Below are 26,146 nucleotides of genomic sequence, written 5' to 3'. Positions count from 1 at the left end.
CGGTCTCCCGCACTCCGCCGTCAACGGCGTCCCGGAGCCACCGCGTCAACGGCGTTAACGCCGTTGACGCGGTGGCTCCGGGAACCCGTGGAAAGGTCACCATGACGAGCACCGAGCCACGCACCGAGCCCGGCACCGGGCCGGCCCGCCCCCGCCACCCGCTGCGCACCACCCGCGACTACCGGGCCCTGTGGGCGGGGGACGCCGTCTCCCAGTTCGGCTCCAAGATCACGGAATTCGTGCTGCCGCTGCTGATGGTCACCGGCCTGCACGCGACCGGCACCCAGGTCGGCCTGCTCCAGACCCTCTACATGGCGCCGTTCTTCCTGCTGCCGCTGTTCGCCGGGGTCTGGCTGGACCGCCGCCCCGCCCGCCCCGTGATGATCGCCGCCGACCTCGCCCGCTTCGCCCTCGTGCTGGCCGTCCCCGTCCTCGCGCTCCAGGGCGGGCTCGCGATGTGGCACGTCTGGCTGATCGCCCTGCTCGGCGGTTCCCTGAGCGCGGTCTACGACATCGCCGCCACCGCCTACCTGCCGCGGCTGCTGCCCGCCGCCCAGCTCCCCGCCGCCAACAGCCTGGTGACGGCCAACCAGGCCGTCGGCGGCACCGCCGGGCCCGGGCTCGCCGGCTGGCTCGTCGCGCTCTTCGGCCCCGCCGCCACCCTCGTCTTCGACGCCCTGTCCTACCTGGCCTCCGCCAGCGCCCTGATGCTCGTACGCCACCGCGAGAAGACCGTCCGCTCCGCCGCCCCGCGCGACCTGCGCCGCGAGCTCCGGGAGGGACTGCGCTCGGTCCTGGACAACCCGCCGCTGCGTGCCGTCGCCGTCCACGCGGGCGTCTACAACGCGGGCGTCGCCCTGCTGAACCTGGCCTTCCTGATGCGCTTCGTCCGCGAACTCGGCCACGACAGCGCGGACTTCGGGCTCGTCATGGTCGCCGGCGGGCTCGGCGCCGTCGCCGGGGCGCTCACCGCCCCGCTGCTGCTGCGCCGCCTTGGCTTCGGACCGGCCTTCCTGACCGTCCTGGCCTTCTCGACCACGCCGTACCTGCTGCTGCTCACCGCCGACGGCGGCGGCGCCGACCTGCCCGTGAGCGCACTCGCCTACCTGCTGGGCACCGGAGGCGCCTCCGCGGGCAGCGTGATCGCGGTGACCATGCGGCAGCGGCTGACCGCCCCGCACCTGTACGCCCGGATGACCGCGACCTACCGGCTCATCAGCTTCGGGATGCTCACGCTGGGCACCACCTGCGCCGGGCTGCTCACCCAGTACGCGGGGGCCCGTACCGCCCTCGCCGTCGCACCGGTCCTGCTGCTGCTCTCGGTCGCGCCGATCGCGGGCCGTTCCGTACGCACCCTGCGCACCCTCCCGGATCAGGCCGCGGAGGTGGCCTGCGCCTCCTGAGAGCGGTGCACGGAGTCGAACACGGGGATCTTCCGCACCTCGCCGAGGTAGGGGGTCCCCTCCGTGTACCCGGTGCCGCTGCGGCTGCCCAGCATCCGTACGGCGAGCCGGTAGTGGGTCTGGCGCCAGCGGCGCAGGGCGGAGGCGAACTCCTCCATGGCGGCGGCCGCCGGGAGCACGCGGCCGCGGTCGCCGAACGGCCCCGACAGGGCGTCCGCGTACGCGTCGTCCAGGGTCCGCTGGCCGGCCAGCACCTGCTCGCGGACCTCGGGCACGGAGCGGTAGGCGTGCGAGTGGAGCCGCTCGGCGTCGGGGGTCCGGCACAGGGACTCCACCAGCTTGTACGAGCGCGACTGGATGGCGCTCGCCCCCTCGGTGAACTCCCGGAACACCCGGAAGGCCTCTGCCTGCATGGTGGCGAGCAGCGAGAACAGCGGCGCGGACTCGGTCAGGGCCGTCGCCGCGCGGCGCAGCCGGTCCGCGGCGGCGGGACCGTGGCCCGCGTCGAGGGAGTCGATCGCCGCCCGCAGTTCGGCCGCCAGCAGGGTGAAGGTGGCCTCGAAGGCCTGGAGCACGCGGATGAACAGGTACTCGTCGTGCGTGACGTGCACCGGCAGCATGCTCAGCTCCAGCACCAGCCGTTCCCGCCCGGTCATCGACGCGTCGGACGTCTCCCACAGCCGGCGCGCCGCCTTCTCGGGCTCCTCGCCCGGTACGGGGCCGGGCAGCCCCAGCCGGGCCAGCGCGGGCGCGGCCACGCGCAGCGCCAGCCGGTGGCGCTTGCCGACCAGCAGCGGGGACGGGCGCAGCTGCGGCAGCAGGGCGGTCTCCCCGGCCACGGCGGCCAGTTCGAAGCGGGCGAGGTCGCCGAGGAGGTGCACGACGAGCCGGTCGCGGTGCCCGCGCACCTCCTCCGCGGTGGCGCCGGCGGGCGGGGCCAGCAGGGACAGCGCGGTGTACGTGGGGTAGTCGTAGCGGCCGTCGTACTTGTCGAGGGCGGTGTCCAGGAAGCGGTCGAGCACCTCGCGCGCGGCCTCCTGCCCCGCCCCGGCCGGGGCGGGCGCCGCGGCCAGCTCCCCGCGCGCCCGGTCCAGCAGGGCCAGCAGCGGCTCGGAGACGAAGTGCTTGCCGCCCTCCCGGTAGGCGGCGACCACGCCGGCGTAGGGGAATCGGTCCGGCTCGGGCGCTGCGAGCCAGTCGGTGAGCGCTTTCATTTGCGGTCTTTCTCCTCGGGAAGGGGGGCCGCCGGGCAGGGAGCAGCCGGGGGCGCTGTCGGAGCGGCCGGGGCGGCGTCGCCCATCGGGCCGGTGCGGGTGAGCTCGGTGCGCACGAGCCACAGGCGAGGGAAGAACTGGTGGCCGATCAGCTTGGTCAGCACGCCGATGGGGATGCCCTTGGTGCCCAGGACGTCCTCGCCCAGCAGGCGGAGCGCCATCTTGCAGTGCTCCACCCGCCACAGGGAGATCCCCTCGTCCCAGCCGATCAGGGCCTCGGCGAGGCGGTGCACGGGGGTGTCGGGCTGCGTGCGGTAGACCTCGGCGAGGTCGATGCCCCGCTCCTCGACGGCGCGGTCGAAGGCCTCGCCGAGCAGCGCGGTGGCGCGGCGGGCGGCCGCCCAGCCGGGGGACTCGAAGCCGGAGCCGTGGCCCAGGACGGTGCGGATGGTCTGGAAGTCCCAGGGCGAGAGCCGGCGCATCATCTCCAGCTGGTCGGTGGCCAGCCTGACGCCGAGCCGGGCCCGCTCCAGCAGCCGTACGGCCGTGTCGAAGGAGCCCTCGCCGATCAGCCGGGTGCTGTCGGTGAGTTCCTGGCAGGCGAGCTTGAGCCACAGTTCGGTGGACTGGTGCACCACCTGGAAGAGCAGCTCGTCGCGGTGGATGACCTCCTCCGGGCGGCGCTGGAGGGACAGCAGGGTGTCGGTCCGCATGTAGCGGGCGTAGTCCGTGTCCCCCGTGCCGGGCAGTACCGGTACGGAGTAGTCCTTGCCGGCGGCTGCGGCCCCCGCCTCGGGTTCGGTGGTCTGGGTGGTCACGGGGTTTCTCCTGTCAGGCGGCCGCGGGCGCGGCGGTGGTGCGGTGCCCGGCCGCCGCGGCGGCCTCGGTGTGGGCGATGACCTCGCGGATGGTGTGCTGGCCGAGCATCCGGTCCAGGGGGAGTTCCAGCCCCTGCTCCCGGGCGGCGGTCACGATCCGCACGGCCCGCATCGAGTTCCCGCCGAGGGCGTAGAACTCGTCGTGGACGCCGACCTCGGAGACCTCCAGCACCTCGTGCCACAGCGCGACCAGCAGGTGCTCGCCGGGGGTCTGCGGCTTCCCGCCGCCCGCCGGGAGGTCCCGCAGGGGCTCCTCGTACGCCTCCTCGGGCGCCTGGGCGCCGCCCGCGGCCGGGCGGGCGTCGGCCACCGGGCAGGGCAGCGCCGACAGGGGGGTGCCGGGGGCCGCGGAGGCGGCCCGCAGCACCGCGGACAGCGAGCGGGCCACGAGGGCGGCGGTCTCGGCGGCGAAGAGGTCCGCGGACAGGGACACGTGTCCGGTGACCGCGTCGCCCTGCTCCACCAGGTCCGCGACGGCGTCGAACTGCAGCGCGGTGTCGGGGAGTTCGACCGGCTCCAGGGTCACGCCGGTGATCGGGGCGAGGCCCAGTGGTACGGACTGCTGCACGTTCAGCAGCGTCTGCGCCAGGGGCAGCCGGCCGGCCCGCCGGTCCGGGTGCGCCCGCTCCACCATCAGCTCGAACGGCACGTCCGCCCGGGAGTACGCCTCAACGCACCGGTCCCGGACCTGCGCCAGCAGCTCGCCGAAGGACGGGTCCCCGGACAGGTCGACGCGGATCGGGAGCGTGTTCACGAAGAACCCGACCAGCGGTTCGAGGTCCACCTCGGGCCGCCCGGCCACGGGCAGCCCCACCACCAGGTCCTCCTGCCCGCTCCAGCGCGACAGCACCACCGCGTACGCGGCCAGGGCCACCATCGAGGCGGTCACCCCGCCGCCGGGGGCGGTCAGCCGCAGCTGGCGCACCACCGGCGCCGCCACCTTCACCGGCGCCGACACCGCCGACCACGCCCGTACGGCGGGACGCGGAAGGTCCGCGGGCAGCCGCAGCTCGCGCACCCCGGCGAGCCGCTCGCCCCAGTACGCCAGCTGCTCCTCCAGGGCGCCGGAGGCCACCTGCTCGCGCAGCCAGACGGCGTAGTCCGCGTACTGCAGGGGCAGTTCCTCCAGCTGGTGCGCGGCGCCGTGCAGGCAGGGCTCGTACAGGGCCGTCAGCTCGCGCAGCAGCACGCCCAGCGACATGCCGTCGCAGACGCTGTGGTGGACGAGGGCCAGCAGTACGTGGTCCTCCTCGGCCAGTCGCAGCAGCGTGCAGCGCAGCAGCGGGCCCGCTGCCAGGTCGAAGGGCTCCCGGCTCAGCTCCGCGGCCAGGGCCACGGCCGCCTCCGGGCCGCCGGGCACCTCCACGACGGGCAGGGAGACCGGGCCGGGGGCCCGCACCACCTGTGCGATGTCGTTGCCGTCCAGCCGCAGCACGCTGCGCAGCACCTCGTGCCGGGCGACCACCTCGGTCAGGGCCCGCTCCAGCGCCGCGGGGTCCAGCGGGCCGCGCAGCCGCAGGGCGGCACGCATCGTGTAGAGGGCGGTCCCGCTGCCCGCCTGCTCCAGCAGCCACATCCGCTTCTGTCCGAACGAGGCGGGCAGGGAGAACAGTTCCTCGGACGTCTCGGTCTGGGTCATGTCAGGGGTCACTCCGCAATCGAAGGGGCGGGCACGCGGTAGGCGGACCGGTCGATGCGCCGCAGGGCGGGGGCGGAAGCCGGGCGGCGCCCGGCCGCGGCCAGGGCCTCGGCCGTCGCGCGCACCGTCGGCGCCGCGAACAGCCGGCCCAGCGGCAGCTCCACCCCGTACCGCGCCCGTACCCGGGCGAGCAGCTGGGTGGCGAGCAGCGAATGCCCGCCGAGGTCGAAGAAGTTGTCGGTGGCGCCGACGGCGGGCACGCCCAGCACCTGCGCCCAGATCGCGCACAGCTCGCTCTCCACGGGCGTCGCGGGCGCGACCCGGCCGGCCTCGGGGGCGGCCGGCTCCGGGTCCGGCAGCCGTCGCCGGTCGAGCTTGCCGTTGGGGCCGAGCGGCCACTCGGCGACCGGGGCGAAGGCCGTGGGCACCATGTGGGCAGGCAGCAGCCCCCGCAGGTGGGCGCGGAGGACGGCGCCCAGCCCGTCCGGTACGTCCGGCCCCTCGGCGGGGCGGACGTGCGCCACCAGCACCGGGGTTCCGGAGCTGCCGGTGCGCACCGAGACCACGGCCGAGTCCACGCCCGGGTGGGTGCGCAGAGCCTCCTCGATCTCGCCCGGCTCGATCCGCATCCCGCGCAGCTTGACCTGGTGGTCGATGCGGCCCAGGTACTGCAGGGTGCCGTCGGCCCGCCACCGGCACAGGTCGCCGGTGCGGTAGAGGCGGGATCCGGGCGCACCGAAGGGGTCGGGTACGAACCGCTGCGCGGTCAGTCCGGGCCGGCGCCAGTAGCCGCGGCCCACGGCCGGGCCGCCCAGGAGCAGTTCGCCCGCCACGCCGGCGGGAACGGGCCGGCCCGCGCGGTCGACGACGTACACGTGGGCGCCGTCGATCGGCCGGCCGATCGGAACCCGGCTGCCGTACCCCTCGGCGCAGGGGTACCAGGTGACGTCGACGGCGGCCTCGGTGGGCCCGTACAGGTTGAACACCCCGGTGCCGGGCAGCAGCGCGGCGCATTCGGTGACCAGCGCGGCGGGCAGCTCCTCGCCGCTGCAGACGATGCGGCGCAGGGTGTCGCGCACGGCGGGCAGCCGCCCGGCGGTGGTGAACGCGGCCAGCATCGAGGGCACGAAGTGGACGGTGGTGACGGCGGCCGAGGCGATCAGTTCGCAGAGGTACTCGGGGTCCTGGTGGCCGCCGGGCCGGGCGAGCACGCACCGGCCGCCCACCATCAGCGGCCAGAACAGCTCCCACACGGAGACGTCGAAGCCGATGGGCGTCTTCTGGAGCACGCCCTCGCCCTCGGCGAGTCCGAACGCCCGGTGCATCCACAGCAGCCGGTTGACGACGGCCGCGTGCTCGTTCACGGCTCCCTTGGGCCGGCCCGTGGACCCCGAGGTGAAGATCACGTACGCGAGGTCGCGGGCACCCGCGCCCGCCCGGGGGCGGTGTCCCGGACGGGCGGCGACCGCCTCGGCGTCCCTGCGCAGGCACAGCACCTGCGCCCCCGCCGCCCCGGCCGCGGCCGTGAGCTCCGCGGGCACGGCGTCCGTGTCGGTGACGACGACCCGGGCCCCGGCGTCCTCGAGCATCATCTCGATCCGGGCCGCCGGGTAGCCGGCGTCCAGGGGCAGGTAGGCGCCGCCGGACTTGAACACGGCGAGCAGCGCGACCATCAGGTCCATGCCGCGCGGCAGGGCCACCCCGACCAGGTCGCCCCGGCCGACGCCGCGCGCCCGCAGCTCCCACGCGAGCCGGTTGGCCCGCTCGTCCAGTTCGGCGTAGCTCAGCCGCTCCTCGCCGTACTGGACGGCGGTGGCGGCCGGAGTGCGGTCGGCCTGGGCCTCGATGTGGCCGTGCACGGTGGGGACGTCGGTCGCCACGGCGGGCACGCCCGCCCCGCTCCACCGCTCCAGCAGTTCGGCGCGGTCCGCCGGGGCCATGACCGGCAGCCGCGACAGGGCGGCGGCCGCCCGCGCGGGCCCGGCCTCCTCCAGCACCAGCCGCAGCGCGGTCGCGATCCGCTCCACCGTGGCCGGGTCGAACAGCTCGGTGCTGTACTCGACGAGCCCGTCGAAGCCGCCGTCGGCGCGCGGGGACAGGTCCACGGCCAGGTCGAACTTGGCGGTGCCGGTGTCGAGCCGGACCGGCAGCATCTCCAGTCCCCCCACGACCACCGGCTCCCGGGCGCTCTCGTCGGACTGGAACAGGTAGCGCACCAGCGGGGTGCGGCCGCCCGCGTCCCGCTGCGGGCGCAGCTCCTCGACCAGGTGGTCGAACGGCACGTCGGCGTTCGACCGGGCGTCCAGCACCTCGCCGTGCAACCGCCCGACGAGCTCCTCGAGCGAGGGGTCGCCCGACAGGTCGACGCGCACCGGCAGCGTGTTGACGAAGAACCCGGCCAGCGCGGCCGTCTCGGCCCGGCCGCGGCCCGCCACCGGCGTGCCCACCACCAGGTCGTCCTGGCCGGTGAAGCGGGCGAGGACCGCGGCGAACGCGGCCATGGCCACCGTGAAGGGGGTGGTGCGCAGCCGGTCGGCGAGCGCGCCGATCCGGGCGCCCGCCGCGGCGCCCACCTCGAAGCGGGCGTGCGCCCCGGAGAAGTCGGAGCGGGCCGGCCGGGGCCGGTCGGTGGCCAGGTCGGCGAGGACGGCCCCGCCGAGCCGCTCCCGCCAGTACTCCAGCTGCGCGGCCGCGGCCGGGGAGGCCAGCCACTGCGACTGCCACAGCGCGTAGTCGGCGTACTGGACCGGGAGCGCGGGCAGCCGCGGCTCGCGTCCCTCGGCCTGCGCCCCGTACAGCTCGACCAGTTCGCGGATCAGCACCTGCAGCGACCAGCCGTCGGACACGGCGTGGTGCATGGCCAGGACGAGCAGCCGGGCATCGCCGGCGCCGCGCAGCAGGGTGCAGCGCAGCAGTGGTCCGGCGGCGAGGTCGAAGGGCTCGGCGGCGATCTGCCCGGCCCGCCGTACGAGCTCCTCCCCTTCCTCGCCGGGGGCGTCGACCGTGCGCACGGCGACGGGCGCCACGGGCAGGACCACCGCCCGTACGCCGCCTTCGCCGTCGGCGCGCAGGACGCTGCGCAGCACCTCGTGCCGCTCGGTGATGCGGGTCAGTGCCCGCTCCAGCGCAGGCCGGTCGAGGGCGCCGCGCAGCCACACGCCGCAGGCGATGTTGTACGCGGCGCTGCCCGGCTGGAGCTGGTCGAAGAACCACAGCCGGCGCTGCCCGGAGGACGGGGCGGCGGGGGCGGCCGGGTCGGGCCGGCGCGTGATGCCGCCGGGCGCGGAGCCGAGGCCGCGCCCGCGGCGCAGCTGCGCGAGCAGCGCGGCGCGCTGCGGGGAGAGGAACTCGGAGGACATGGCGTCACTGGCCTTCGTCGTCAGGGGACCGGCGGTTCAGGGGTGGGTGCGCAGCAGTTCGGTCAGGCAGCGGGTGCCGAACTCCAGGGCGGTCACGGGGATCCGCTCGTCGGCGCAGTGCAGCAGGCGGCGGTGCGGGGACCCGGCGGGGAGCAGCAGCGGCAGCCAGCCGTAGCAGCGGATGCCGAGGCGGGCGAAGACGGTGGCGTCGGTCGTGGCCGGACTCATCACGGGAAGGGGCACGGCCTCGGGGTCGGCCTCGCGCAGGATCGCCTCCAGCCGGTCGTAGAACGGCCCGAACTCGGGCTCCGCGATCAGCTCGGGGCGGACCCGAGGGTCCTCGTGCAGCAGCTCGATGCCGATCGCGTCGGCGTCCTCGCCCTCCCCGCCGATCAGGGCGCGGATCTCGGCGACCAGGTCGGCCACCTCGAACTCCCCGGGCAGGATCCGTCCGTCGACGTCGACGGTGATCTCCGCCGGCATCATGTTGATCTTGTGCCCGGTGCGCACCACCGTCGGGTTGACGGTGTGCCGCAGCACCGAGTCCAGCTGGAGCGCCTCGTTCAGCGGCAGCCCCGCCGGCGGCGCGTCGCCCTCGCGGTCCTCCCGCAGCCGGGTCACCGCCCCGGCCAGCGGCTCCGGCAGCGCCCCGGCCAGCGCGGCCAGCATCCGGTCGGCGGCCGGCATCTGATGGCGCGGCAGCCGGGCCCCGCTCAGCGCGGTCAGCACCGCGCCCAGCCGGGCCGTCGGATTGCCCGGCGCGGCCAGCCGCGAGGCGTGCCCGCCGGGCCCGCGCAGGGTCAGCCGCAGCCAGCCCGGCCGCTTCTCGGCGACCACCACCGGATGGAAGCGGATCCCGGCGAGCTCGATCCCGGCCCCGCCCTCCTCGCCGATGGCGTACCGCACCCCCTCGAACAGCTCGGGGTGCTGCTCGACGAGGTAGGCGGCGCCGGCCCCGCTGCCGTCCTCCTCGTCGGCGACCACCGCGAGGACCACGTCCCCGGCGGGCCGCTCCCCGGCCGCGCGCAGCCGGAAGAGGGCGGACAGCATCATCGCGAGGCCGCCCTTCATGTCGATCGCGCCGCGGCCCCACACCTCCCCGTCCACGAGGCGGCCCTCGAACGGCGGGTGCGTCCACTCCTGGCCCGTCACCGGCACCACGTCGGAGTGCGCGTGCAGCAGCAGCGGCGGGGCCTCGCCCCGGCCGGGGAAGCGCACCACCAGGTTGGTGCGCTCCGCGCTGGGGCCGACCACCTTGTGGTCCGTGATCCCCTCGGCGATCAGCAGCCGTTCGAGGTGGGCGACGAGGCGGCCCTCGTCCCCGGGCGGGTTGACGGTCTCGATCCGGATCAGGTCCCGCAGCAGCGGCACCGGGTCCAGGAGCGGGGAGTCGTGCATGGCGCGGCCTTTCGGATCAGCGGGGGTTCGGGGTGGGGGCGAGCAGCGCGGCCGCCTCCCGCAGCAGCTCGGTGCCCGTGCCCAGCCACTGGGAGTCCACGGCGGCACGGCGCAGGAACAGCTGGGCGTCGCAGGCCTCCGTCATGCCGTGGGCGCCGTGCAGGTGCACCGACTCGGCAGCCGCCCGCCGGGCCAGGTCGCCCGCCAGGTACAGGACTTGGGCGCCGGCGGCGCGTACGTCCTCCCCGCGGTCGGCGGCCGCGGCCGCCGAGCGGGCGAAGGCCGCGGCGGTCGCGGCCTCGGCGGCCAGCGCCGCCAGCCGGTGCGCGGGCGCCTGCTGCCGGGCCAGCGGCTGCCCGAAGGCCTGCCGGGACCTCAGCCGCTCCGCGGCCAGCTCCACGGCGGCCCGCGCGGCTCCCACCAGAGCGGCGGCCTGCCGGATCCGGGCCGCGGCCAGCACGGCCGGCCAGGTGGCGCCCACCGGGTGGACCGCCCCGGACACCGCGGCCCGGTCCAGCTCCACCGCGTACAGGTCGCCGCGGCCGATGTCGTCGCGGCGCCCCAGGCGCACCCCGGGCTGCTCGCGCGGTACGAGGGCCAGTACGGGCTCCCCGTCGGCGCCGGCCCCGACCACCGCCAGGTGGCCGCAGTCGGCCGCGAAGGCGGTGAAGGGCCGCCGGCCGGAGACCGCGTACCCGTCCGCCCCGCGGTGCACGGTGAGCGGGCCGGGCCGGGCGGGCCCGGTCAGCCCGTCCTCCCGGACCGCGAGGGCCACGGCCGCCGCGCCGCGGGCGACCCCGTCGAGCAGCGGTCCGTACGCCGGATCCCCGGTGGCGGCCAGCAGCGCGGCCGCCGTCACGGTGTCCGCGTAAGGGCTCTGGTAGAGCGCGGCGCCCATCAGCTCGGCGATCGCGGCCCGTTCGTCCTCGCCGTGCGGGCCGAAGGCGCCCAGCTCGGCCAGGGTGGCCCAGACGGCCTCGCGGGTGCCCGCGTCCTCCTCGCCGAGCCGGGCCGCAGGCCCGTCCGCGGCGCCGCGCGGGCGCTCCCCGAGCCGGCGCAGCACCGGCGCCAGCTCCTGCCCGAACAGTTCCCTCAGCCCGTCGAGCACGGCCGTCGTCAAAGCAGCCCCAAACCGTTGGTGGCGATCAGAGTGAGCATGACCTCGGAGGTCCCGGAGGCCAGCCGGTGCGAGGGGCCCATGCGCAGGCCCGCCTCCAGCACCCCGCCGTCGGGCGCGGCGCCGTCCCAGGCGGTCAGGGCCGCCTCCAGTCCGCAGACCTCCAGGGCGAGGTCGAGCACCGGCCGGATCTGCTCGGTGACGTACCACTTGGCCATCGCCGAGCCGACCGGGTCCGGGCTGCCGGCGCCCAGGTTGCGCACCTGCTGCCAGGCCATGGCGTGCCCGGCGCGCAGCCGGGCGTCGAGCGCGGCGAGCGGCAGCGCGTACGCCGGGTCCGCCAGCCGCCCCGTGGCCGCGGCACGCTCGGTCACCAGGTCCAGCAGGCGGCGGGCCTTGGCGTGGAAGTCGATGCCGGTGCGCTCCAGTTGGAGCAGGTCGTTCATCAGGGCCCAGCCGTTGTCGACCTCGCCGAGGACGTCGGCCTCGGTGAGGCGCACCCCGTCGATGACGACCAGGTTGAACCGGTCGTTGCACAGCGTCGGAACGGGCTCCACGTGGACGCCGGGGGAGCGCAGCGGCAGCAGGAAGAGGGTGATGCCGTGCATCGCCACCGGGGAGTCGGTGGTGCGGGCCGCGCACAGCGCCACTTCGCCGTACTGCGACTTCATGTTGTAGATCTTCCGTCCGTACAGCCGCCAGCCGTCGCCGTCGCGGCGCGCGGTGGTGCGCAGCCCCGACAGGTCGGATCCGGCGTCCGGCTCGGTGAAGAGCACGGTGGCGATCTCCTCGCCGGCGGCCAGCGCCGGCAGGTGCCGCTTCTTCTGCTCCTCGGTGCCGACCTCCAGCAGGAACCGGCCGACGATGTCGATGCTGAGGACGTGCACGTCGTCGGGGATCCCGGCGAGCGTCATCTCCTCGGTGACGATGGCCGCCTCGGCGGCGCCCAGGCCCGCCCCGCCGTACTCCTGGGGCCAGTTCGGGGCCAGCCAGCCCCGCTCGCCCAGCCAGCGGTGCACCGGCAGGTGGGTGGCCTCGGTGTCCGGCGGGTACGCGGCGATCTCGTCGGCCAGGGCGCGTACGCGCTCCTCGGCCAGCAGCGCGCGGACCCGCCCGCGGAACTCCTCCTCGGCGGGGGTGAGCCCGCCCGGGTGCCGGCCGGTCACAGCGCACCGCCGCCGGCGGCTTCGGCGCGCTCCAGCAGGGCCAGCAGCTCGGCGTCGTCGGCCGAGGCCAGCTCCCGCTCCTCGACCAGGTCGGCGAGCTGCCCGAGGGTGCTGTTGACGAACAGGTCGCGCAGTTCCAGCTCCACCCCGAAGCGCTCCCGGACCCGGGCCGCGAACTGGGTGATCTTGAGCGAGTTGCCGCCGACGGCGAAGAACCCGTCGTGGGTGCTGAAGCCGCCCCGGCCCAGGACCTCCTCCCAGATGCCCGCCAGCGCGATCTGCGTGGGCGTCGAGGGGGCCTCGAACTCCACGGCGGCCGCGGCCGCTTCGGGCTCCGGCAGCCGGGCCCGGTCCAGCTTCCCGCTCGCGGCCCGCGGCAGCTCGGCGAGCACCGCGAAGAGGGCCGGCACCAGGTGCGCGGGCAGCCGCCCGCCGAGCCGGCGGCGCAGCTCCCCCTCGTCCGGGGCGTCCGCGCCCGGGGCGGGGACCACGTACGCCACGAGCCGGGCGTCGGCGCCCTCGCCGTGCGCGACGACGACCGCCTCGGCGATCTCCGGCTCCGCGGTCAGCGCCTGCTCGATCTCGCCGGGCTCGATGCGCAGCCCGCGGATCTTGACCTGCTGGTCGACGCGGCCGCGGAACTCCAGGTTCCCGTCGGCCCGGCGGACCACGAGGTCGCCGGTGCGGTACAGCCGCCCGGGCTCCCCGCCGTCGCCGCCGTCGCCGTCGTCCCCGTACGGATCCGGTACGAACTTCAGGTCGGTCAGCTCCGGGCTGTTCAGGTAGCCGCGGGCCACCCCGGCGCCGCCGACGAGCAGCTCGCCCGGGACCCCGACGGGCACCAGGGCGCCGAACCGGTCCACCACGTGCGCCGTGTAGTTGGCGAGCGGGCTGCCGATGGGCGGCATCGAGTCGTGCACCGTTTTCGGGCACTTGTAGTCGATGCAGGCGACCGTGGCCTCGGTGGGCCCGTACCCGTTGTGGAACTCGCGCCCGCCGGTGTTCCAGCGGTTGACCAGCTCGCCCGGGAAGGCCTCCAGGCCCACGAAGAGCATCCGCAGCTCCGGCAGCGCCGCCGGGTCGAGCGCCCCGAGCACCGCCGGCGGCAGGTCGGCCACCGTGACGTGCTGCTCGCGCATCAGGGCGGTCAGCCGCCCGGGGTCCAGCAGCGTCTCGCGCGGGGCCTGGACCAGGGCGGCGCCGCTGGTCAGCGCGGAGAAGAAGTCGAACAGGCTGACGTCGTAGGAGGGGTTGGCGAACTGCAGCACCCGGTCCCCGGGGCCCATCCGGAACAGCTCCGTGATGGCCCGCGAGAAGTTGACGATCGAGCGGTGCTCCACCTGCACGCCCTTGGGGCGCCCGGTCGAACCCGAGGTGAAGATCACGTACGCGAGGTTCCGCGGCCCCGCCGAGGCCGGCAGCCGGCCGGGCGCGGGCCCGTCCGCGAGCGCCGGGTCGTCGGCGAGCACGGCGGTGACCGGGGCCGGCAGCTCCCCGGCCAGGTCGGCCGTGGTGACGGCGGTACGGGCGCCGGCCTCCTCCAGCAGCAGCTCCCAGCGGGCGGCCGGGTGGTCCGGGTCCAGCGGCAGGTAGCCGCCGCCCGCTTTGTGCACCGCGAGGAAGGCCACCGGCAGCGCCGGGCCGCGCCGCGCGAGCACGCCCACCACCGACTCGGGGCCGACGCCCTGCGCGCGCAGCGCGCGGGCCAGGCGGTCGGCCCGCTCGTCGAGCTCCCGGTAGGTCAGCGCCTCGCCCTCGTACACCACGGCCACCGCGTCGGGGTGGGCGTCGGCGACGGATTCGAAGAGCTGGTGCAGGCACAGCTCCTCCGAGCCGTGGGTGCGCGCGGTGTCGTTCCAGCCGCGGACCAGCTGCCTGTGCTCCGCGTCCGTCAGCAGCGGCAGCTCGCTCAGGCGCAGTTCCGGGTTCTCGGTGACGGCCCGCAGCAGCCGGGCGTAGTGCCCGAACAGCCGCTCGATCCGGTCGGTGTCGAACAGCTCGGTGGAGTACTCGGCCCACAGCCGCAGGCCCTGCCCGGGCACCTCGGTCAGCTGCACGGCCAGGTCGAAGCGGGCGGTGCCCGGGTCGGCCGGGTACGGCTCGGCGGACAGCCCGCCCGCCTCGGCCTCCGCGGCCGCCGCGTGCTGGAGGGTGAAGCAGGTCTGGAAGAGCGGGTTGCGGCTCGGGTCGCGCTCGGGGGCCAGCTCGTCCACCAGGGTGCCGAAGGGCAGGTCCTGGTTGAAGTGGGCGCCCATCACGGTCTCGCCGGTGCGCCGCAGCAGCTCGCGGAAGGTCGGGTCGCCCTCCGTGGAGGTGCGCAGGACCAGGGTGTTGGAGAAGAAGCCGATGAGGTTCTCGATCTCGGGCCGGGTGCGGCCCGAGAACACCGAGCCGAGGACGACGTCGTCCTGGCCGGTGTAGCGGGACATCAGCGCGGTGAACGCCGCGAGCACCACCGTCAGCAGGGTGGCCCGCTCGGCCAGGGCCGTGCGGTGCAGTCCGCGCAGCAGCTCGTCCGGCAGCATCCGCGTCAGCGTGGCGCCGTCGCGGGTGGGGTCCGCGGGCCGGGGCCGGTCGGCGGGGAAGTCGAGGGTCGCGGCTCCGGCGAGCCGCTCCCGCCAGTACGCGAGCTGCTTGTCCAGCACCTCGCCGGTCAGGTGACCGCGCTGCCACACCGCGAAGTCGGCGTACTGCACCGGCAGTTCGGGAAGACCGGCAGCGGTTCCGGCGGCCTCGGCCCGGTAGAGGGCGACCAGCTCGCGGGTCAGGATGTCCGTGGACCAGCCGTCGGTGGCGATGTGGTGCATGGCCAGGACCAGCACGTGCTCCTGCGGGCCGAGCCGGACCAGCGACACCCGCAGGGCGTGCTCGGCGGCCAGGTCGAAGGAGTGCCGGATCTCGGCCCGTACGTGGGCCTCGACCGCCGCCTCCTGCTCCGCGCCGCGGAGCGCGCCGAGGTCGGTCACCGGCAGCGGCACCTCGGCGGGGGCCGGGTCGACGTGCTGGTAGGCCACCCCGTTCAGCTCCGGGTAGCGGGTGCGCAGGATCTCGTGCCGCCCCACCAGGGCGGTCAGCGCCCGCCGGAACGCCGGCAGGTCCAGCGGCGCCCGCAGGCGCAGTACGGACGGCGCGTTGTAGACGGGCCGGCCCTGGGACCACTGGTTCAGGAACCACAGCCGCTGCTGGGTGAACGACAGCGGCAGGGCCCGGTCCCGGGCCGCCGGGGTGATCGAGGTGCTCGTCGCCCGCACCGTGGTGCGCTGGCGCTCGCGCAGCGCCAGCAGGGCCTTGCGGGTGTCGGCGAGGCTGCGCGCACCCGTACCGGCCGCCTCCGTTCCCGTACCGGCCGCTGTTCCCGTACCGGCCGCTGTTCCCGTACCGGCCGCCGCTCCCGCCGCGGCCGTCGTTCCGGTCGTCGTCTCGGCCATCGCCGTCAGCTCCCCGTCGTCGTCAGCGGCGCGGCGCCGCCCGTCTCGTGTACGGCGGCCAGCCGTACGGTGGTCCCCGCGCCGCCGAGCGCGCCGGAGACCGGGTTCTTCACGCGGCCGTCGGCCACCACCACCTCGGCCACGGAGCCCAGCAGGGCCTCCCGGGCCGCCTGCAGCTTGGCCTTCATGCCGCCCACGGCCGCGTCCCCGACGGGCCCCTCGGCCGGCACCCGGTACTCGGGCAGCAGCGAGGACTCGTCGCGGTGGTCGGCCAGTACGCCCGGCGCGCCCGTCAGCATCACGAGCCGCTCCGCGCCCAGGGCCGCGGCGACCGCGGCGGCGGTCCGGTCGGCGTCCACGTTCACCGCGGTGCCGTCCTCGGCGAGGGCCGGCGGCGAGAGCACGGGCACGATGCCGTGTTCCAGCAGCAGGGTCAGCAGGGTCGGATCCACCTTCCGGATCCGGCCGTTGTGGTCGTCGCGGATCATCACGGTGCGGCCGTCGAGCACCGCGCGGTGCGCGGCGGTCCGCCGGGCCGTGACCGTGGCCCCGTCCAGTCCGGTCAGCCCCGCGGCGCGGGCGCCGAACCGGCCCAGCACCGCCACCAGGGCGGGCTTGACCTTTCCGGCGAGCGCCAGCTGGAGGACCTCCAGGGTGGCGGGGTCGGTGTAGCGGCTGGAGGAGCCGCTGGGCGTGGTCAGCCGGCGCTGCGGGACACCGAGCCGCTCCGCCAGCAGGTCGACCTCGGCGGCCCCGCCGTGCACCAGCACGACACGGCGGCCCGCGGCGGCCAGGGACGCGATGTCGGCGCACATCGCCTCCCGGTCGATCGCCGGGCTGCCACCGCATTTGACGACGGTGACGGGGTGAATCATGTGTCGCTGCCTCTCGGATCGGTACGGGGCTTTCGAAGGGGCGCGGGGCCGGCCGCTGGGGCCGGGCCGGCCGGGCCCGGCGCCGCCGGGGGAGGGGAGTCCCGTCGGCGCCGGCGCGGGTGTACGGGCGTACGGGCGTACGGGGCCCGGAACCGGACCGGCGCGGGCCCGGCACGGTCAGATCGGGTGCAGCCCCGGGAAGCCCAGGGCGGTCCGCTCGTCCCAGCCCATGCGGATGTTCATGCTCTGCACGGCGTTGCCCGCCCCGCCCTTGACGAGGTTGTCCAGCGCCCCGATCACGAGCAGCTCGCGGCTCGGCGCGTCGTAGGCGAAGCCGACGTCGCAGTAGTTGGAGCCGAGCAGCAGCTTCGGCTCCGGGAAGCGGTAGTTGCCGCGCTTCTGCGCGACGACGCGGACGAAGGGCTCCGCCGCGTACGCCGTGCGGTAGGCGGAGCGGATCGCCGCCTCCGTGACCCCGGGCCGGGCCGTGGCCCGGATGACCACCTGCACGCCGCGCACGGCGTCCACGCCGGTGGCCGTCATCAGGGCCTCCAGGCCGGTGGCCTGGCTGATCTCGGCCTGGTGGCGGTGGCCCAGGGGGGCGAACACCCGCAGCACGTTGCTGCGCTCGGAGTGCAGGTTCATCTCGCCCGCCGAGGCGCCCGAGCCGCTGGAGCCCACCCGGCCGTCCACGGTGACCCGGGACTCGATCAGACCCGCCGTGGCCAGCGGGTTCAGTGCCAGGATCGACGCGCTCGCCATGCAGCCGGGCACGCTCACCAGATCGGCGGTGCGCAGGCTCTCCCGGTGCAGCTCGGGCAGACCGCTCACGGCGTCCGCGAGCAGGTCCGGTACGGGGTGCTCCCGGCCGTAGTGCTTGCGGTAGAGCGCGGGGTCCTTCAGCCGCAGGTCGGCACTGAGGTCGAAGACCACCTTGCCGCGGGCGGCGAGCTCGGCCCGCCCGGCGGGGTCGTCCAGGCTGGACGCGGTGAAGAAGAGGACGTCGCACTCGGGCAGTTGCTCCGGTGCGACGTAGCTGAGGTCGGTCAGTCCCCGGAGGTTGGGGTGGCTGCCGTCGACCCGCCTGCCGGACAGGCGGGTCGAGGTGGCGGCCACGACCTCGACCCCGGGGTGGCCGAGCAGCATCCGGAGCAGTTCGCCCCCGATGTACCCGGCCCCGCCGACGATCCCGGCGCGGATCACCTATTCACCCCAGTCCTCTTCGGCCTCGGGGGCCAGGGCCATGATCAGCGGTTCGCGCGAAACGATTTCGAGTTCCGCCATGCATTCCGCACACTCGACGATTTCGTTGAGTTCCACCTCGGGTGCGACGGAGACGTCTCCGGTGCATTCCGGGCATGCTTCCTTGAGCAAGACAGCATTCCTTTCCATGCGATATTCGGCATGTTTTCCGCGGGCGTTTCCACCGCACGTCGAGCCTGCCGGGTGGGGTCCCGCGCAGTCAGTCGGGGATAACCCCTACGCGCCCTGAAGGGCCTGCCCGCGGGCTTCGAGACGGCTCTGGAGACCGTCCAGGGCCCGGTCGTACGCGTCGAGCAGCGCGGCCGTGCGGCGCAGCAGCCCCGGCATCGCCCCGGCCCGGTCCGGGCCGGCCGTGGCCACCGCGATGCGCAGCGCGGACCAGTGGTGGGCGACCCGGTCCACCTCGCGGGCCAGTTCGGCCAGCCGCGGTTCGCCGAAGCGCCGGCCGGCCTCGCGCAGGAACTCCGCGTGCAGCCCGGTCACCGCGAGGACGGGGCCGATGACGACGAAGACCTCGTCCCCGACGGCCGGGTCCCCGGGCAGCCGGTCGAAGGCCTCCGTCAGGAAGGTGCGCAGCCCCGCGAGCCCGCGCAGGTGCCCCGCGGCGGTGTCGGCGGCGGCCGGCTCCGCCCGCAGCGCGCGCAGGTTCGCCGCGGTCACCCGGTCCACGAACTCCGCGTCGAAGGCGGGCTGGTCCTGCCCGATCCGCAGCTCCAGCCAGCGGTTGCCGATCGGATTGGCGGTGAAGAACAGGTCCCGGTCGTGGTGGACCGGGTTGCCGGAGTCCCGGGCGGCGGTCAGCGCGGCCAGCGGGATGGTCCCCTGGAAGGCGGGCGGCACCGGGTCGGCCACGAACACGTCGCCGGTGGTGTCGTCGAACCCGTAGAGCACCATCAGGTGGTTGGTGTGCACGTCGCGGTAGGCAGGCCGGAACGGCAGGTGGAAGTTGTCGGCGGCCACCGCCACCGGAGTGCCCGCCGCCAGCGCGGCCCGGACCTGTTCCCAGCCCTCGCGGGCGTCGGCCGGCTCGTGCCAGCGCGAGTGCACGTCGTGGAAGGGGGCGAGCCCGCCGAAGAGGTCCTCGGCCGCGCCCGGGAAGTAGTACTCCTCGCGGCGGATGTCGCCCGCCGGGTAGTCGAATCCCCAGCCGGCGCCCAGCGCCTGCACCGGGTCCAGCCCGTGGAAGCCCAGCAGGACCCCGGCCGTCGTGTGCAGGCAGTGCGACAGCTCGTGCCGCCAGTAGCCGACGGGTCCCAGTTCAACTCGCAAGACGGCTCTCCTCGTCCGCTGTGACGGTCATGGCGAAGACGTGCATCGCCGGGTTGTCCGGCAGCCGCACCGCGGCCAGCGGCGCGGGCACGCGCACCGGCACCCGCTGCTGCCAGATCGACGGCGCGTGGTGCAGGTGGGTGTGGCGGGGGTAGCGCATGCTGCCGGTGACGAAGGCCCTCGGCTCGCCGAAGTACGCGCCGGTCTGCGGCCAGAAGTCGCTCATCCGCAGCCACTCGCGGCGCACGGTGCCGTCCGCGTAGTGCAGTTCGACCTCGTCCTCGGTGCGCCGTTCGGCCGCGCCGACCAGGCCGATCCAGTCCCAGCTGCCGCCGGGCAGCTCCACCAGCTGTCCGCGGCAGCGGACGTTGTCCCCGGCGGCGCTCTTGCGGGCCGGGAACTCGAAGACCGCCCCCACGAGGTCCACCAGGGAGCCGGGCTCCGGCAGTTCCTCGGCCGGAAACGTATTGCGCCAGATATTGAACCCGTAGTCGCCGGGCGTGTCCGGCGGCTGTATTCCGCGATTGTTGAAATGCGCGGACAGATTGACGACGGTGTTTCCCAATCCCATCACATCCACTATGTTGCGGCTGTGCTCACCACAGAAAAGGCGGCCACTGCCGTCGATATCCAGATCAGATTCCTTGACTCTGTTCCCGGCGCACCGGAAGACCTCTGCGAGCGGGTGGCGGCGGTCACCTCGGCCGCGTACGCCGCGGGCGACCTCGTCCCGGGCCTGCCCGTCGCCGACGGCGCCCGCGAACGGGCCGGGGACGTACGGGAGGACCTCGCGGCGGGCCGCGGACTGTGGGTCGCCTCCCTCGGCGGGGAGACCGCCGGGTCGGTGCGGGCCGTGGTCCGCCCCGACGGCGACTGGGAGGTCCGCCGGCTGGCCGTCTCCCCCCGGGTGCGCCACGCCGGGCTCGGCCGGCTGCTGCTGCGCCGCCTGGAAGCCGCGGCCGCGGCCGCGGGCGCCCGGCAGGTGGTGCTCGACGCCGTGGTCGAGCGGGGCAACCCGGCCTTCTACGCCCGGGTCGGCTTCCGTACGGTCCGCCACTTCGGCGCCGCCGACAAGCCGCTCTCCGAGGTCCACATGGTGCGCGATCCGCGCGCCCCACAGGAGCCCGGAGCGCCCTACGCCCCCGGCGGGGACGGCTGGGCGGTGTCCTGGTGGGCCGGTCCGTGCGGCACCCGCTGCCGGACCGGCGAGCCGCTGCCCGCCGCCCCGGAGGAGGCGCTGCTCGGCATCGACTTCCTGCCCGGTGCCACGCCGTCCCAACGGGCCGCCGTGGAAGGGGTGCTGGCGTCGGCCGCGGACCGGCGTACCGCGGACGGGCTGTTCTTCGCCCGCCCCGCGGCGCAGATCGCGGCGTTCGCCCAGCCCCGGCTGATCCACACCAGCCTGCTGGCCTGGTGGCGCAGCCCGGCCGCGCGCGCCGCCCGCACCCCGCGCCCCTGAACGACGGCGGCCCGGCGGCCCGCAGCGGGACCGCTCGTCGCAGGGCCGCTCGTCGCAAGGCCGTTCACCGCAGGGCCGTTCACCGCAGGGCCGTTCACCGCAGGGCCGCTCATCGCGGGGCGGCGGCCAGCCGGGCCGCCGCCGCGACGATCTCCGCCGGGCTGATGCCGGCCAGCTCCAGCAACTGCCGCTCGTCGGCGACGTGGTCGAAGAACCGGTCCGGCACACCGATCCGGTGCACCCGGCACGGTGCCTCCTGCGTCACCACCTCGCAGACCGCGGCCCCCAGGCCCCCGGCCACCAGGTGGTCCTCCACCGTGACGATCCCGGCGGTCTCCCGCGCCGCCGCGAGCACGGCCTCCTGGTCCAGCGGCTTGATCGTGTGCATGTTGAGCACCCGGGCCGAGACGCCCCGCCCGGCCAGTTCCCGCGCCGCCTCCAGGGCCATCGACACCGGGTAGGGGCCCGTCGCCACGATCGTGACGTCCGTACCCGCCCGCAGCTCGCGCGCCTTGCCGACCGTGAACTCGTACGGCTCCTCGTGCACCAGCGGCGTCGCCGCCCGGCCCAGCCGCAGGAACAGCGGTCCCGGCAGGTCCGCCGTGGCGCGCACCGCGTACTCGGTCTCCACCGCGTCCGCCGGCACCACCACGGTCAGGTTGGGCAGCGTCCGCAGGATCGCCAGGTCCTCCACCGCGTGGTGCGTGGGCCCGTAGTGACCGGCCGACAGCCCGGCGTGGGTCGCCACGATCCGCACCGGCAGGTTGTTCCCGGCCACGTCGATCTTCACCTGCTCGCAGGCGCGGGCCGCCGCGAACCCCGACAGGGTGTTCGCGTACGGCAGCAGCCCGGTCGCCGCCATCCCCGCCGAGACCCCCATCAGGTTGGCCTCGGCGATGCCGACGTTGACGTACTGCGACGGCAGCTCCTCGCCGAACAGCGTCTCCAGGCCGCCCATGTCGGAGTCCACGCAGATGATCCGCGGGTCGGTCCGGGCCAGCTCCAGCAGCGTGCGGCGGTACACCTCGCGCGCCGCGACCCCGTACCGCTCCTGCCAGGTCGGCTCGGCGCCCTGGGCGGTCTCGGCGGCCCCGGGCAGCTGCGCGGCCGTCTCCGGCATCGTGGCGGTCATCGTGCCCTCCTCGCGTTCAGGCCGGTCAGGGCCCGCTGGAACAGCCGAGGCGTCAGCTGCACCGAATGGGACTTCTTCTTGCCCTCGAACAGCGGCACCCCGCGGCCCTTGACCGTCTGCGCCAGCACCACGGTCGGCCGCCCGGCGTCGTCCGGCAGGGCCGCGAACACCTCCCGCAGCGCACCCAGGTCGTGGCCGTCCACCTCCGCCACCGCCCAGCCGAAGCTGCGCCAGCGGTCGCCCAGGGGCTCCAGGCTCACGCACTCCTCGGTCGAGCCGGAGATCTGCAGCCCGTTGCGGTCGACGACCGCGACCAGGTTGTCGAGCCCGTGGTGGCCCGCGTTCATCGCGGCCTCCCACACCGAGCCCTCCTGGAGCTCGCCGTCGCCCAGCAGGGCGAAGGCCCGCCCCGGCCGGCCCGTGCGGCGCAGGCCCAGCGCGACCCCCGAGGCCAGCGACAGGCCGTGTCCGAGCGAGCCGGTGGGGAACTCCACGCCGGGCAGCCGGCGCAGCGGGTGCCCGGCGAGCCGGCCCCCCGGAGCGCCGTAGGTGGCCAGCTCGGTCCGGTCGATGAACCCGCGCTGGGCCAGCACGGCGTACAGGGCGGCGCTCGCGTGCCCCTTGCTGAGCACGAACCAGTCGCGGTCGGCCCAGTCGGGCTGCTCCGGCCGCAGCCGCAGCACCTCGTGGTACAGGACGGTCAGGACGTCGGCCGCGGACAGGCTGCCGCCGACGTGGGTGCCGTGCGCGGTGGTGCCCATCCGCAGGACGAGCTCGCGCACCTCGTGGGCCAGGTCCGCGAGGTCCGCCGGCTCCGCGGGAGCGGCGGCCCCCGCCGGGGCGGCCGCCGTCGCGGGCGGTTCGAGCAGGGTGCTCACGCGCTCTCCAAAGGGGTGTTGACCGCGGCGTGCCACGGCGGGCGGTACTCCATGGCCCGCGCCAGCGGCAGCAGGTCCTCGATCCGGTCCCAGACCTTCTCGAAGGCCTGCGCGCACCGGTCGAGGACCGGGCCCGCCGCCGGGTTGAGGTGGATCCGCTGGATCGTCAGCGAGTCCTCGATCACGGCCAGCGACACGGGGAACTCGTGGATGTCGTGGCGCGGCCGGGCCGCGCCCTCGATCCGCCACGGGTAGCCGCCGAAGCCGGACAGCTCCCGGAAGGCCCGCTGCCCCGGCAGCGGCACCACCTGGTACGGGGCCACCGGCACGCCCTCCGCCTTCAGCGCCCGCTGCAGCACCGCGCGCAGCGCCCCGTCGGAGACCTCGGGGTGGCCGAGGCCCGCCGCGGAGAACCGCAGCCGCAGGATGTGCCAGGCGTGCGTGCGGTCGGCGGGGACCTGCGGGGCGAGCAGCCCCGGCAGCCGGCCGATGCGGTCCAGGAAGGACTCCACGTTCTTGGCGCGCAGGGCGTGGTACTCGTCGAGGCGGGCCAGCTGGCGCCGGGTGAAGGCGGCCTGCACCGCGCTCAGCTTCTCGTTGCCGGCCAGCACCCGTGAGATGTAGTCGCGGTCCTTGCCGGCCCGCAGGTCCTCGCCGAACTGGCGGCGCAGCACGATCCGCTCGTACAGCTCCTCGTCGTCTGTGGTGATCAGCCCGCCCTCGCCGCAGGTCGGCAGGTTCTTGACCACGTTGAGGCTGGTGGCGTTCACGTCGCCGATCGAGCCGGCCCGGCGGCCCTGGTACTCGGCGCCCTGGGCCTGCGCGGCGTCCTCGATCAGCTTCAGCCCGCGGCTGTCCGCGAGCGCCCGCAGCGCCGTCATGTCGGCGGGCAGGCCGTGCAGGTGCACCACGACGATCGCCCGGGTCCGCTCGGTGACCGCCGCGGCGGCCGCCTGCGGGTCCATCGTGAAGGTGACCGGGTCCACGTCGACGAAGACGGGCACCAGCAGCCGCTGCACCACCGGGATCGCGGTCCCGATGAAGGTCAGCGCAGGCACCAGCACCTCGGAGCCCGGCTCCAGGTCGAGCGCGGCCAGCGCCAGTTCCAGGGCCGCCGTCCCGTTGGAGACGGCAGCGCAGTAGCGGGTCCCGGTGTACGCGGCCCAGTCGCGCTGGAGCGCGGACACCTCGCCGCGCCCCGCGTCGTTGGAGGTGAACAGTCCGCCGTCCAGCACTCCGCGGACCGCGGCGTGCTCCTCCTCGGTGATCACCGGCCAGCCGGTGAGCTCCTTGCCCATGTCCTGCCGGCGCAGCGTCTTGGCGCCGCCGAACATCGCCAGTGTGCCGCTCATGTCGTCACCAGACCGCTCTCGTGGGGATCGGGCAGGCCGGCCGGAGCCGGTGCCACGGTGGTCAGCGCGAGGAGTTCGAGCCCCTCCCGTTCCGGCAGCCGTACGCGCTCCAGCTCGTCGCGCCGGGTCACCGGCAGGCGCAGCCGTACGGACGCGCCCGCCGGGATCTCGGCGGTCTCGGGGTCGGTCCCCCCGGCGAAGTGCAGCCACAGCGTCGCCTCGGCGGGCGCGGCGGCGCGCACCTCCAGGTGCAGCCAGTCGTAGCGGCCGCGGGGCAGCTCCAGCACCCGGCCGTCGAAGGGGACCGGGCCGGCCAGCTGGAGGGGGGCCAGCCGGCCGGGCGCGGGGCTCACTGCGCGTCCCAGACGGCGAGCCGGGCCATGACGTAGTCCACGTACGCACCGACCAGGTCGGTGCCCAGCACCTCGATCGCCCCGTGGAACTCGGGCGTGTGGTTGACCTCGTTGACGACCATCCGGCCGTCCTTGTGCTCGATGACGTCGACGCCGAGGACGCCCTCGCCGATCGCCTCGGCGGTCGCGGTCAGCAGCTTGACCAGGTCGTTGCTGAGCGGGCACACCTCGGTGCGGCCGCCGAGCGCCGTGTTGGTCCGCCAGTTCTCGGAGATCTTGTAGATCGCGCCGACCACCTCGCCGCCGAAGACGTACGCCTTGATGTCGCGGCCGGGCTTGTCGATGTACTCCTGGACGTACGTGATCTGGTGGTGCGGGCCGGGCAGCGCCGCCCGGTGCTCGAAGATCGCCTCGGCGCCCTCGTGGTCGTGCAGCCGGGCGCCCATCCGGCCCCAGGAGCCGGTCAGCGGCTTGACGACGGCCGGGTAGCCGAAGTCGTCCAGGGCGTCCAGCGCCGCGTCCGGGACCAGCCCGACCATCGCGCGCGGGGTGGGCAGTCCGCCCTCCCGCAGGGCGAGGGTGGTCAGCAGCTTGTCCCCGCAGAGGTTGATGATCCGCGAGCTGTTGAGCACCGGCACGCCCAGGTGCTCCAGCAGCCGGCTCGCGTACGCGTTGCGGGTGTGCGAGATCTCCCGGCTGAGCGCGCCCCGGTAGGGCAGCGCGCCCGGTCCGTCGAGTTGGAACGTCAGGCGCCGGGTGTCGAGCTGTTCGAACTCGATGTCCCGCTTGCGCAGTTCGGCCAGGAGCAGGCGCTCCTCCAGCCGTACGCGCGAGGTCAGTACCGCCAGCGGTCGTCGTGTGTTCACGGCGTGCCGCCTCCCATTCCGTTGAGGGCACCGGTCGTGGTGCGCAGGGCCACCGATCGCGCCAGCCGCGGCAGCGCCGCCGTCAGGACGTCGATGGCAGTGAGGTATTCCGGCAGGGCGATGTGCTCGTCCTCGGTGTGGCAGTAGCGGGAGTCGCCCGGGCCGTACGCGGCCGTCGGCACTCCCCAGACCGGACCCACCACGTTCCAGTCGGCGGTGCCCAGCTTCAGCTTCGCCGCGGGCCGCGCGCCGCTCTCGCGGATCGCGGCCGTCAGGGCCTTGACCACCGGGTCGGTGCGCGAGGACCGCACCGCCTCCACGTGTTCGACGACGGTGATCCGCCGCCCGCCCGCCAGCTCGTCGAGCGCGGCCCGGAAGGCGGCGGCGTCGAAGTGCACCGGCACCCGGCACGAGACCTCGATCCAGGCCTCCTCCAGGCCGCCGCCCATGGCGACGACCGAGGGCAGCGCCTGGTCGAACAGGGCGCTCGCGGTTCCGGGTCCGTACCGCCGCAGCAGCCACTCCCGTACGCCGAACCAGAAGTCCGCGACGATCTCCGCGGCCGTCGCCTCGGGCGAACTGGTGTGCGCGGCCGGCTGCTCGGCGGTCATCCGGAAGCGGAAGACGCCCTTGTAGCCGATGCCCACGCAGGCGGCCCCGCTCGGCTCGCCGATGACCACGGCGTCCGGGCGCAACAGGCCGGCCAGGTGGCGGGCGCCGACCGAGGTGCGCTCCTCGTCGACCGCGCCGACGACGGTGATCCGCGCGCCGGTGGTGTCCGCGAGGCGGGCCGCCGCGCAGACCATCGCGGCGAGCGGGCCCTTCGCGTCGACGGTGCCCCGCCCGTAGAGGACGTCGCCCGACAGCCGGATCGGGACCTCGCCCGCAACGGTGTCCATGTGGCCCAGCAGCAGCAGGTGCGGCCCGTCCGCCGGGCCGACCGAGCCGTGCACGTTGCCCACGGCGTCGACGTGCGTGTCGAAGCCGAGCCGGTCCATCGACGCGGCGAGGAAGGATCCGGCGGCGGCCTCGGTGCCCGAGACGGACGGGATGTCGACGAGCGAGCGCAGCAGCGCGGTCTCGCCGGTACGGTCCAT

At 75.2% G+C, this 26,146-nt stretch carries 21 protein-coding genes; 2 read left to right on the top strand and 19 right to left on the bottom strand.

Going from position 1 to position 26,146, the window contains the following annotated elements:
- Window positions 1-101: 101 nt before the first annotated feature.
- A complete protein-coding gene (locus ACFY1T_RS22590) occupies window positions 102-1,403 on the top strand; it encodes an MFS transporter (RefSeq protein WP_390789732.1) in 1,302 nt (433 codons plus the stop codon).
- On the opposite strand, the gene ACFY1T_RS22585 is transcribed toward ACFY1T_RS22590, so the two are convergent.
- The 13 genes from ACFY1T_RS22585 to ACFY1T_RS22525 form a co-directional block, all read right to left on the bottom strand.
- Window positions 1,373-2,617 carry a tryptophan 2,3-dioxygenase family protein gene (locus ACFY1T_RS22585; protein WP_390789731.1) on the bottom strand — a complete coding sequence of 415 codons (1,245 nt, stop codon included), beginning with the start codon at window positions 2,615-2,617 and terminating at the stop codon, window positions 1,373-1,375. The genes ACFY1T_RS22590 and ACFY1T_RS22585 overlap by 31 nt on opposite strands.
- Complete coding sequence (locus tag ACFY1T_RS22580) at window positions 2,614-3,435, bottom strand: tryptophan 2,3-dioxygenase family protein (protein WP_390789730.1); 822 nt, start codon at window positions 3,433-3,435, stop codon at window positions 2,614-2,616. The genes ACFY1T_RS22585 and ACFY1T_RS22580 overlap by 4 nt, the downstream gene beginning before the upstream one ends.
- Before the next feature lie 13 nt (window positions 3,436-3,448).
- On the bottom strand, window positions 3,449-5,134 hold the full coding sequence (locus ACFY1T_RS22575) for a condensation domain-containing protein (RefSeq protein ID WP_390789729.1): 1,686 nt from the start codon (window positions 5,132-5,134) through the stop codon (window positions 3,449-3,451).
- A gap of 8 nt (window positions 5,135-5,142) precedes the next feature.
- On the bottom strand, window positions 5,143-8,493 hold the full coding sequence (locus ACFY1T_RS22570) for an amino acid adenylation domain-containing protein (RefSeq protein WP_390789728.1): 3,351 nt from the start codon (window positions 8,491-8,493) through the stop codon (window positions 5,143-5,145).
- A gap of 36 nt (window positions 8,494-8,529) precedes the next feature.
- Complete coding sequence (locus ACFY1T_RS22565) at window positions 8,530-9,891, bottom strand: M20/M25/M40 family metallo-hydrolase (protein WP_390789727.1); 1,362 nt, start codon at window positions 9,889-9,891, stop codon at window positions 8,530-8,532.
- A gap of 16 nt (window positions 9,892-9,907) precedes the next feature.
- Window positions 9,908-11,011 carry an acyl-CoA dehydrogenase family protein gene (locus ACFY1T_RS22560; RefSeq protein ID WP_390789726.1) on the bottom strand — a complete coding sequence of 368 codons (1,104 nt, stop codon included), beginning with the start codon at window positions 11,009-11,011 and terminating at the stop codon, window positions 9,908-9,910.
- Window positions 11,008-12,174: an acyl-CoA dehydrogenase family protein gene (locus ACFY1T_RS22555; protein WP_390789725.1), complete on the bottom strand. Its 1,167-nt coding sequence runs from the start codon at window positions 12,172-12,174 to the stop codon at window positions 11,008-11,010. Before ACFY1T_RS22555 ends, ACFY1T_RS22560 begins: the two co-directional genes overlap by 4 nt.
- Window positions 12,171-15,602 carry an amino acid adenylation domain-containing protein gene (locus ACFY1T_RS22550; RefSeq protein ID WP_390789724.1) on the bottom strand — a complete coding sequence of 1,144 codons (3,432 nt, stop codon included), beginning with the start codon at window positions 15,600-15,602 and terminating at the stop codon, window positions 12,171-12,173. The genes ACFY1T_RS22555 and ACFY1T_RS22550 overlap by 4 nt, the downstream gene beginning before the upstream one ends.
- 5 nt (window positions 15,603-15,607) lie before the next feature.
- Complete coding sequence (locus tag ACFY1T_RS22545; RefSeq protein ID WP_390789723.1) at window positions 15,608-16,477, bottom strand: [LysW]-aminoadipate kinase; 870 nt, start codon at window positions 16,475-16,477, stop codon at window positions 15,608-15,610.
- Between the two features lie 177 nt (window positions 16,478-16,654).
- Window positions 16,655-17,680, bottom strand: a complete 1,026-nt coding sequence (gene argC, locus ACFY1T_RS22540) for an N-acetyl-gamma-glutamyl-phosphate reductase (RefSeq protein ID WP_030869976.1) — start codon at window positions 17,678-17,680, stop codon at window positions 16,655-16,657.
- Window positions 17,681-17,851, bottom strand: coding sequence for a lysine biosynthesis protein LysW (locus ACFY1T_RS22535; RefSeq protein WP_229335785.1), 171 nt, complete (start codon window positions 17,849-17,851; stop codon window positions 17,681-17,683).
- Between the two features lie 105 nt (window positions 17,852-17,956).
- A complete protein-coding gene (locus tag ACFY1T_RS22530) occupies window positions 17,957-19,009 on the bottom strand; it encodes a BtrH N-terminal domain-containing protein (protein ID WP_390789722.1) in 1,053 nt (350 codons plus the stop codon).
- Window positions 18,999-19,580, bottom strand: a complete 582-nt coding sequence (locus tag ACFY1T_RS22525; RefSeq protein ID WP_037847103.1) for a hypothetical protein — start codon at window positions 19,578-19,580, stop codon at window positions 18,999-19,001. Before ACFY1T_RS22525 ends, ACFY1T_RS22530 begins: the two co-directional genes overlap by 11 nt.
- A 21-nt stretch (window positions 19,581-19,601) precedes the next feature.
- On the opposite strand from ACFY1T_RS22525, the gene ACFY1T_RS22520 reads away from it, so the two are divergent.
- Complete coding sequence (locus ACFY1T_RS22520) at window positions 19,602-20,468, top strand: GNAT family N-acetyltransferase (protein WP_390789721.1); 867 nt, start codon at window positions 19,602-19,604, stop codon at window positions 20,466-20,468.
- A gap of 109 nt (window positions 20,469-20,577) precedes the next feature.
- Here ACFY1T_RS22520 and ACFY1T_RS22515 read toward each other — a convergent pair whose 3' ends face one another.
- From ACFY1T_RS22515 to ACFY1T_RS22490, 6 genes are read right to left on the bottom strand one after another with little or no spacing between them, the layout of a single operon-like run.
- Window positions 20,578-21,600, bottom strand: coding sequence for a transketolase family protein (locus ACFY1T_RS22515; protein ID WP_390789720.1), 1,023 nt, complete (start codon window positions 21,598-21,600; stop codon window positions 20,578-20,580).
- Window positions 21,597-22,478: a transketolase gene (locus ACFY1T_RS22510; protein ID WP_390789719.1), complete on the bottom strand. Its 882-nt coding sequence runs from the start codon at window positions 22,476-22,478 to the stop codon at window positions 21,597-21,599. Before ACFY1T_RS22510 ends, ACFY1T_RS22515 begins: the two co-directional genes overlap by 4 nt.
- Window positions 22,475-23,830, bottom strand: coding sequence for a DegT/DnrJ/EryC1/StrS aminotransferase family protein (locus tag ACFY1T_RS22505; RefSeq protein WP_030869993.1), 1,356 nt, complete (start codon window positions 23,828-23,830; stop codon window positions 22,475-22,477). Before ACFY1T_RS22505 ends, ACFY1T_RS22510 begins: the two co-directional genes overlap by 4 nt.
- Entirely contained in the window at window positions 23,827-24,183 is a 357-nt protein-coding gene (locus ACFY1T_RS22500; protein ID WP_390789718.1) for a hypothetical protein, read from the bottom strand. Before ACFY1T_RS22500 ends, ACFY1T_RS22505 begins: the two co-directional genes overlap by 4 nt.
- Complete coding sequence (lysX, locus tag ACFY1T_RS22495) at window positions 24,180-25,049, bottom strand: lysine biosynthesis protein LysX (RefSeq protein WP_390789717.1); 870 nt, start codon at window positions 25,047-25,049, stop codon at window positions 24,180-24,182. The genes ACFY1T_RS22500 and lysX overlap by 4 nt, the downstream gene beginning before the upstream one ends.
- The gene (locus tag ACFY1T_RS22490; protein ID WP_390789744.1) at window positions 25,046-26,146 is read right to left on the bottom strand and encodes a M20/M25/M40 family metallo-hydrolase; all 1,101 of its coding nucleotides are present in this window, start codon (window positions 26,144-26,146) and stop codon (window positions 25,046-25,048) included. The genes lysX and ACFY1T_RS22490 overlap by 4 nt, the downstream gene beginning before the upstream one ends.

The sequence above is a fragment of the Streptomyces sp. NPDC001194 genome (assembly GCF_042896985.1).
Classification (GTDB): domain Bacteria; phylum Actinomycetota; class Actinomycetes; order Streptomycetales; family Streptomycetaceae; genus Streptomyces.
Note: the sequence above shows the minus strand (reverse complement) of the source record. Positions and strands in the feature narration are given on the sequence as shown.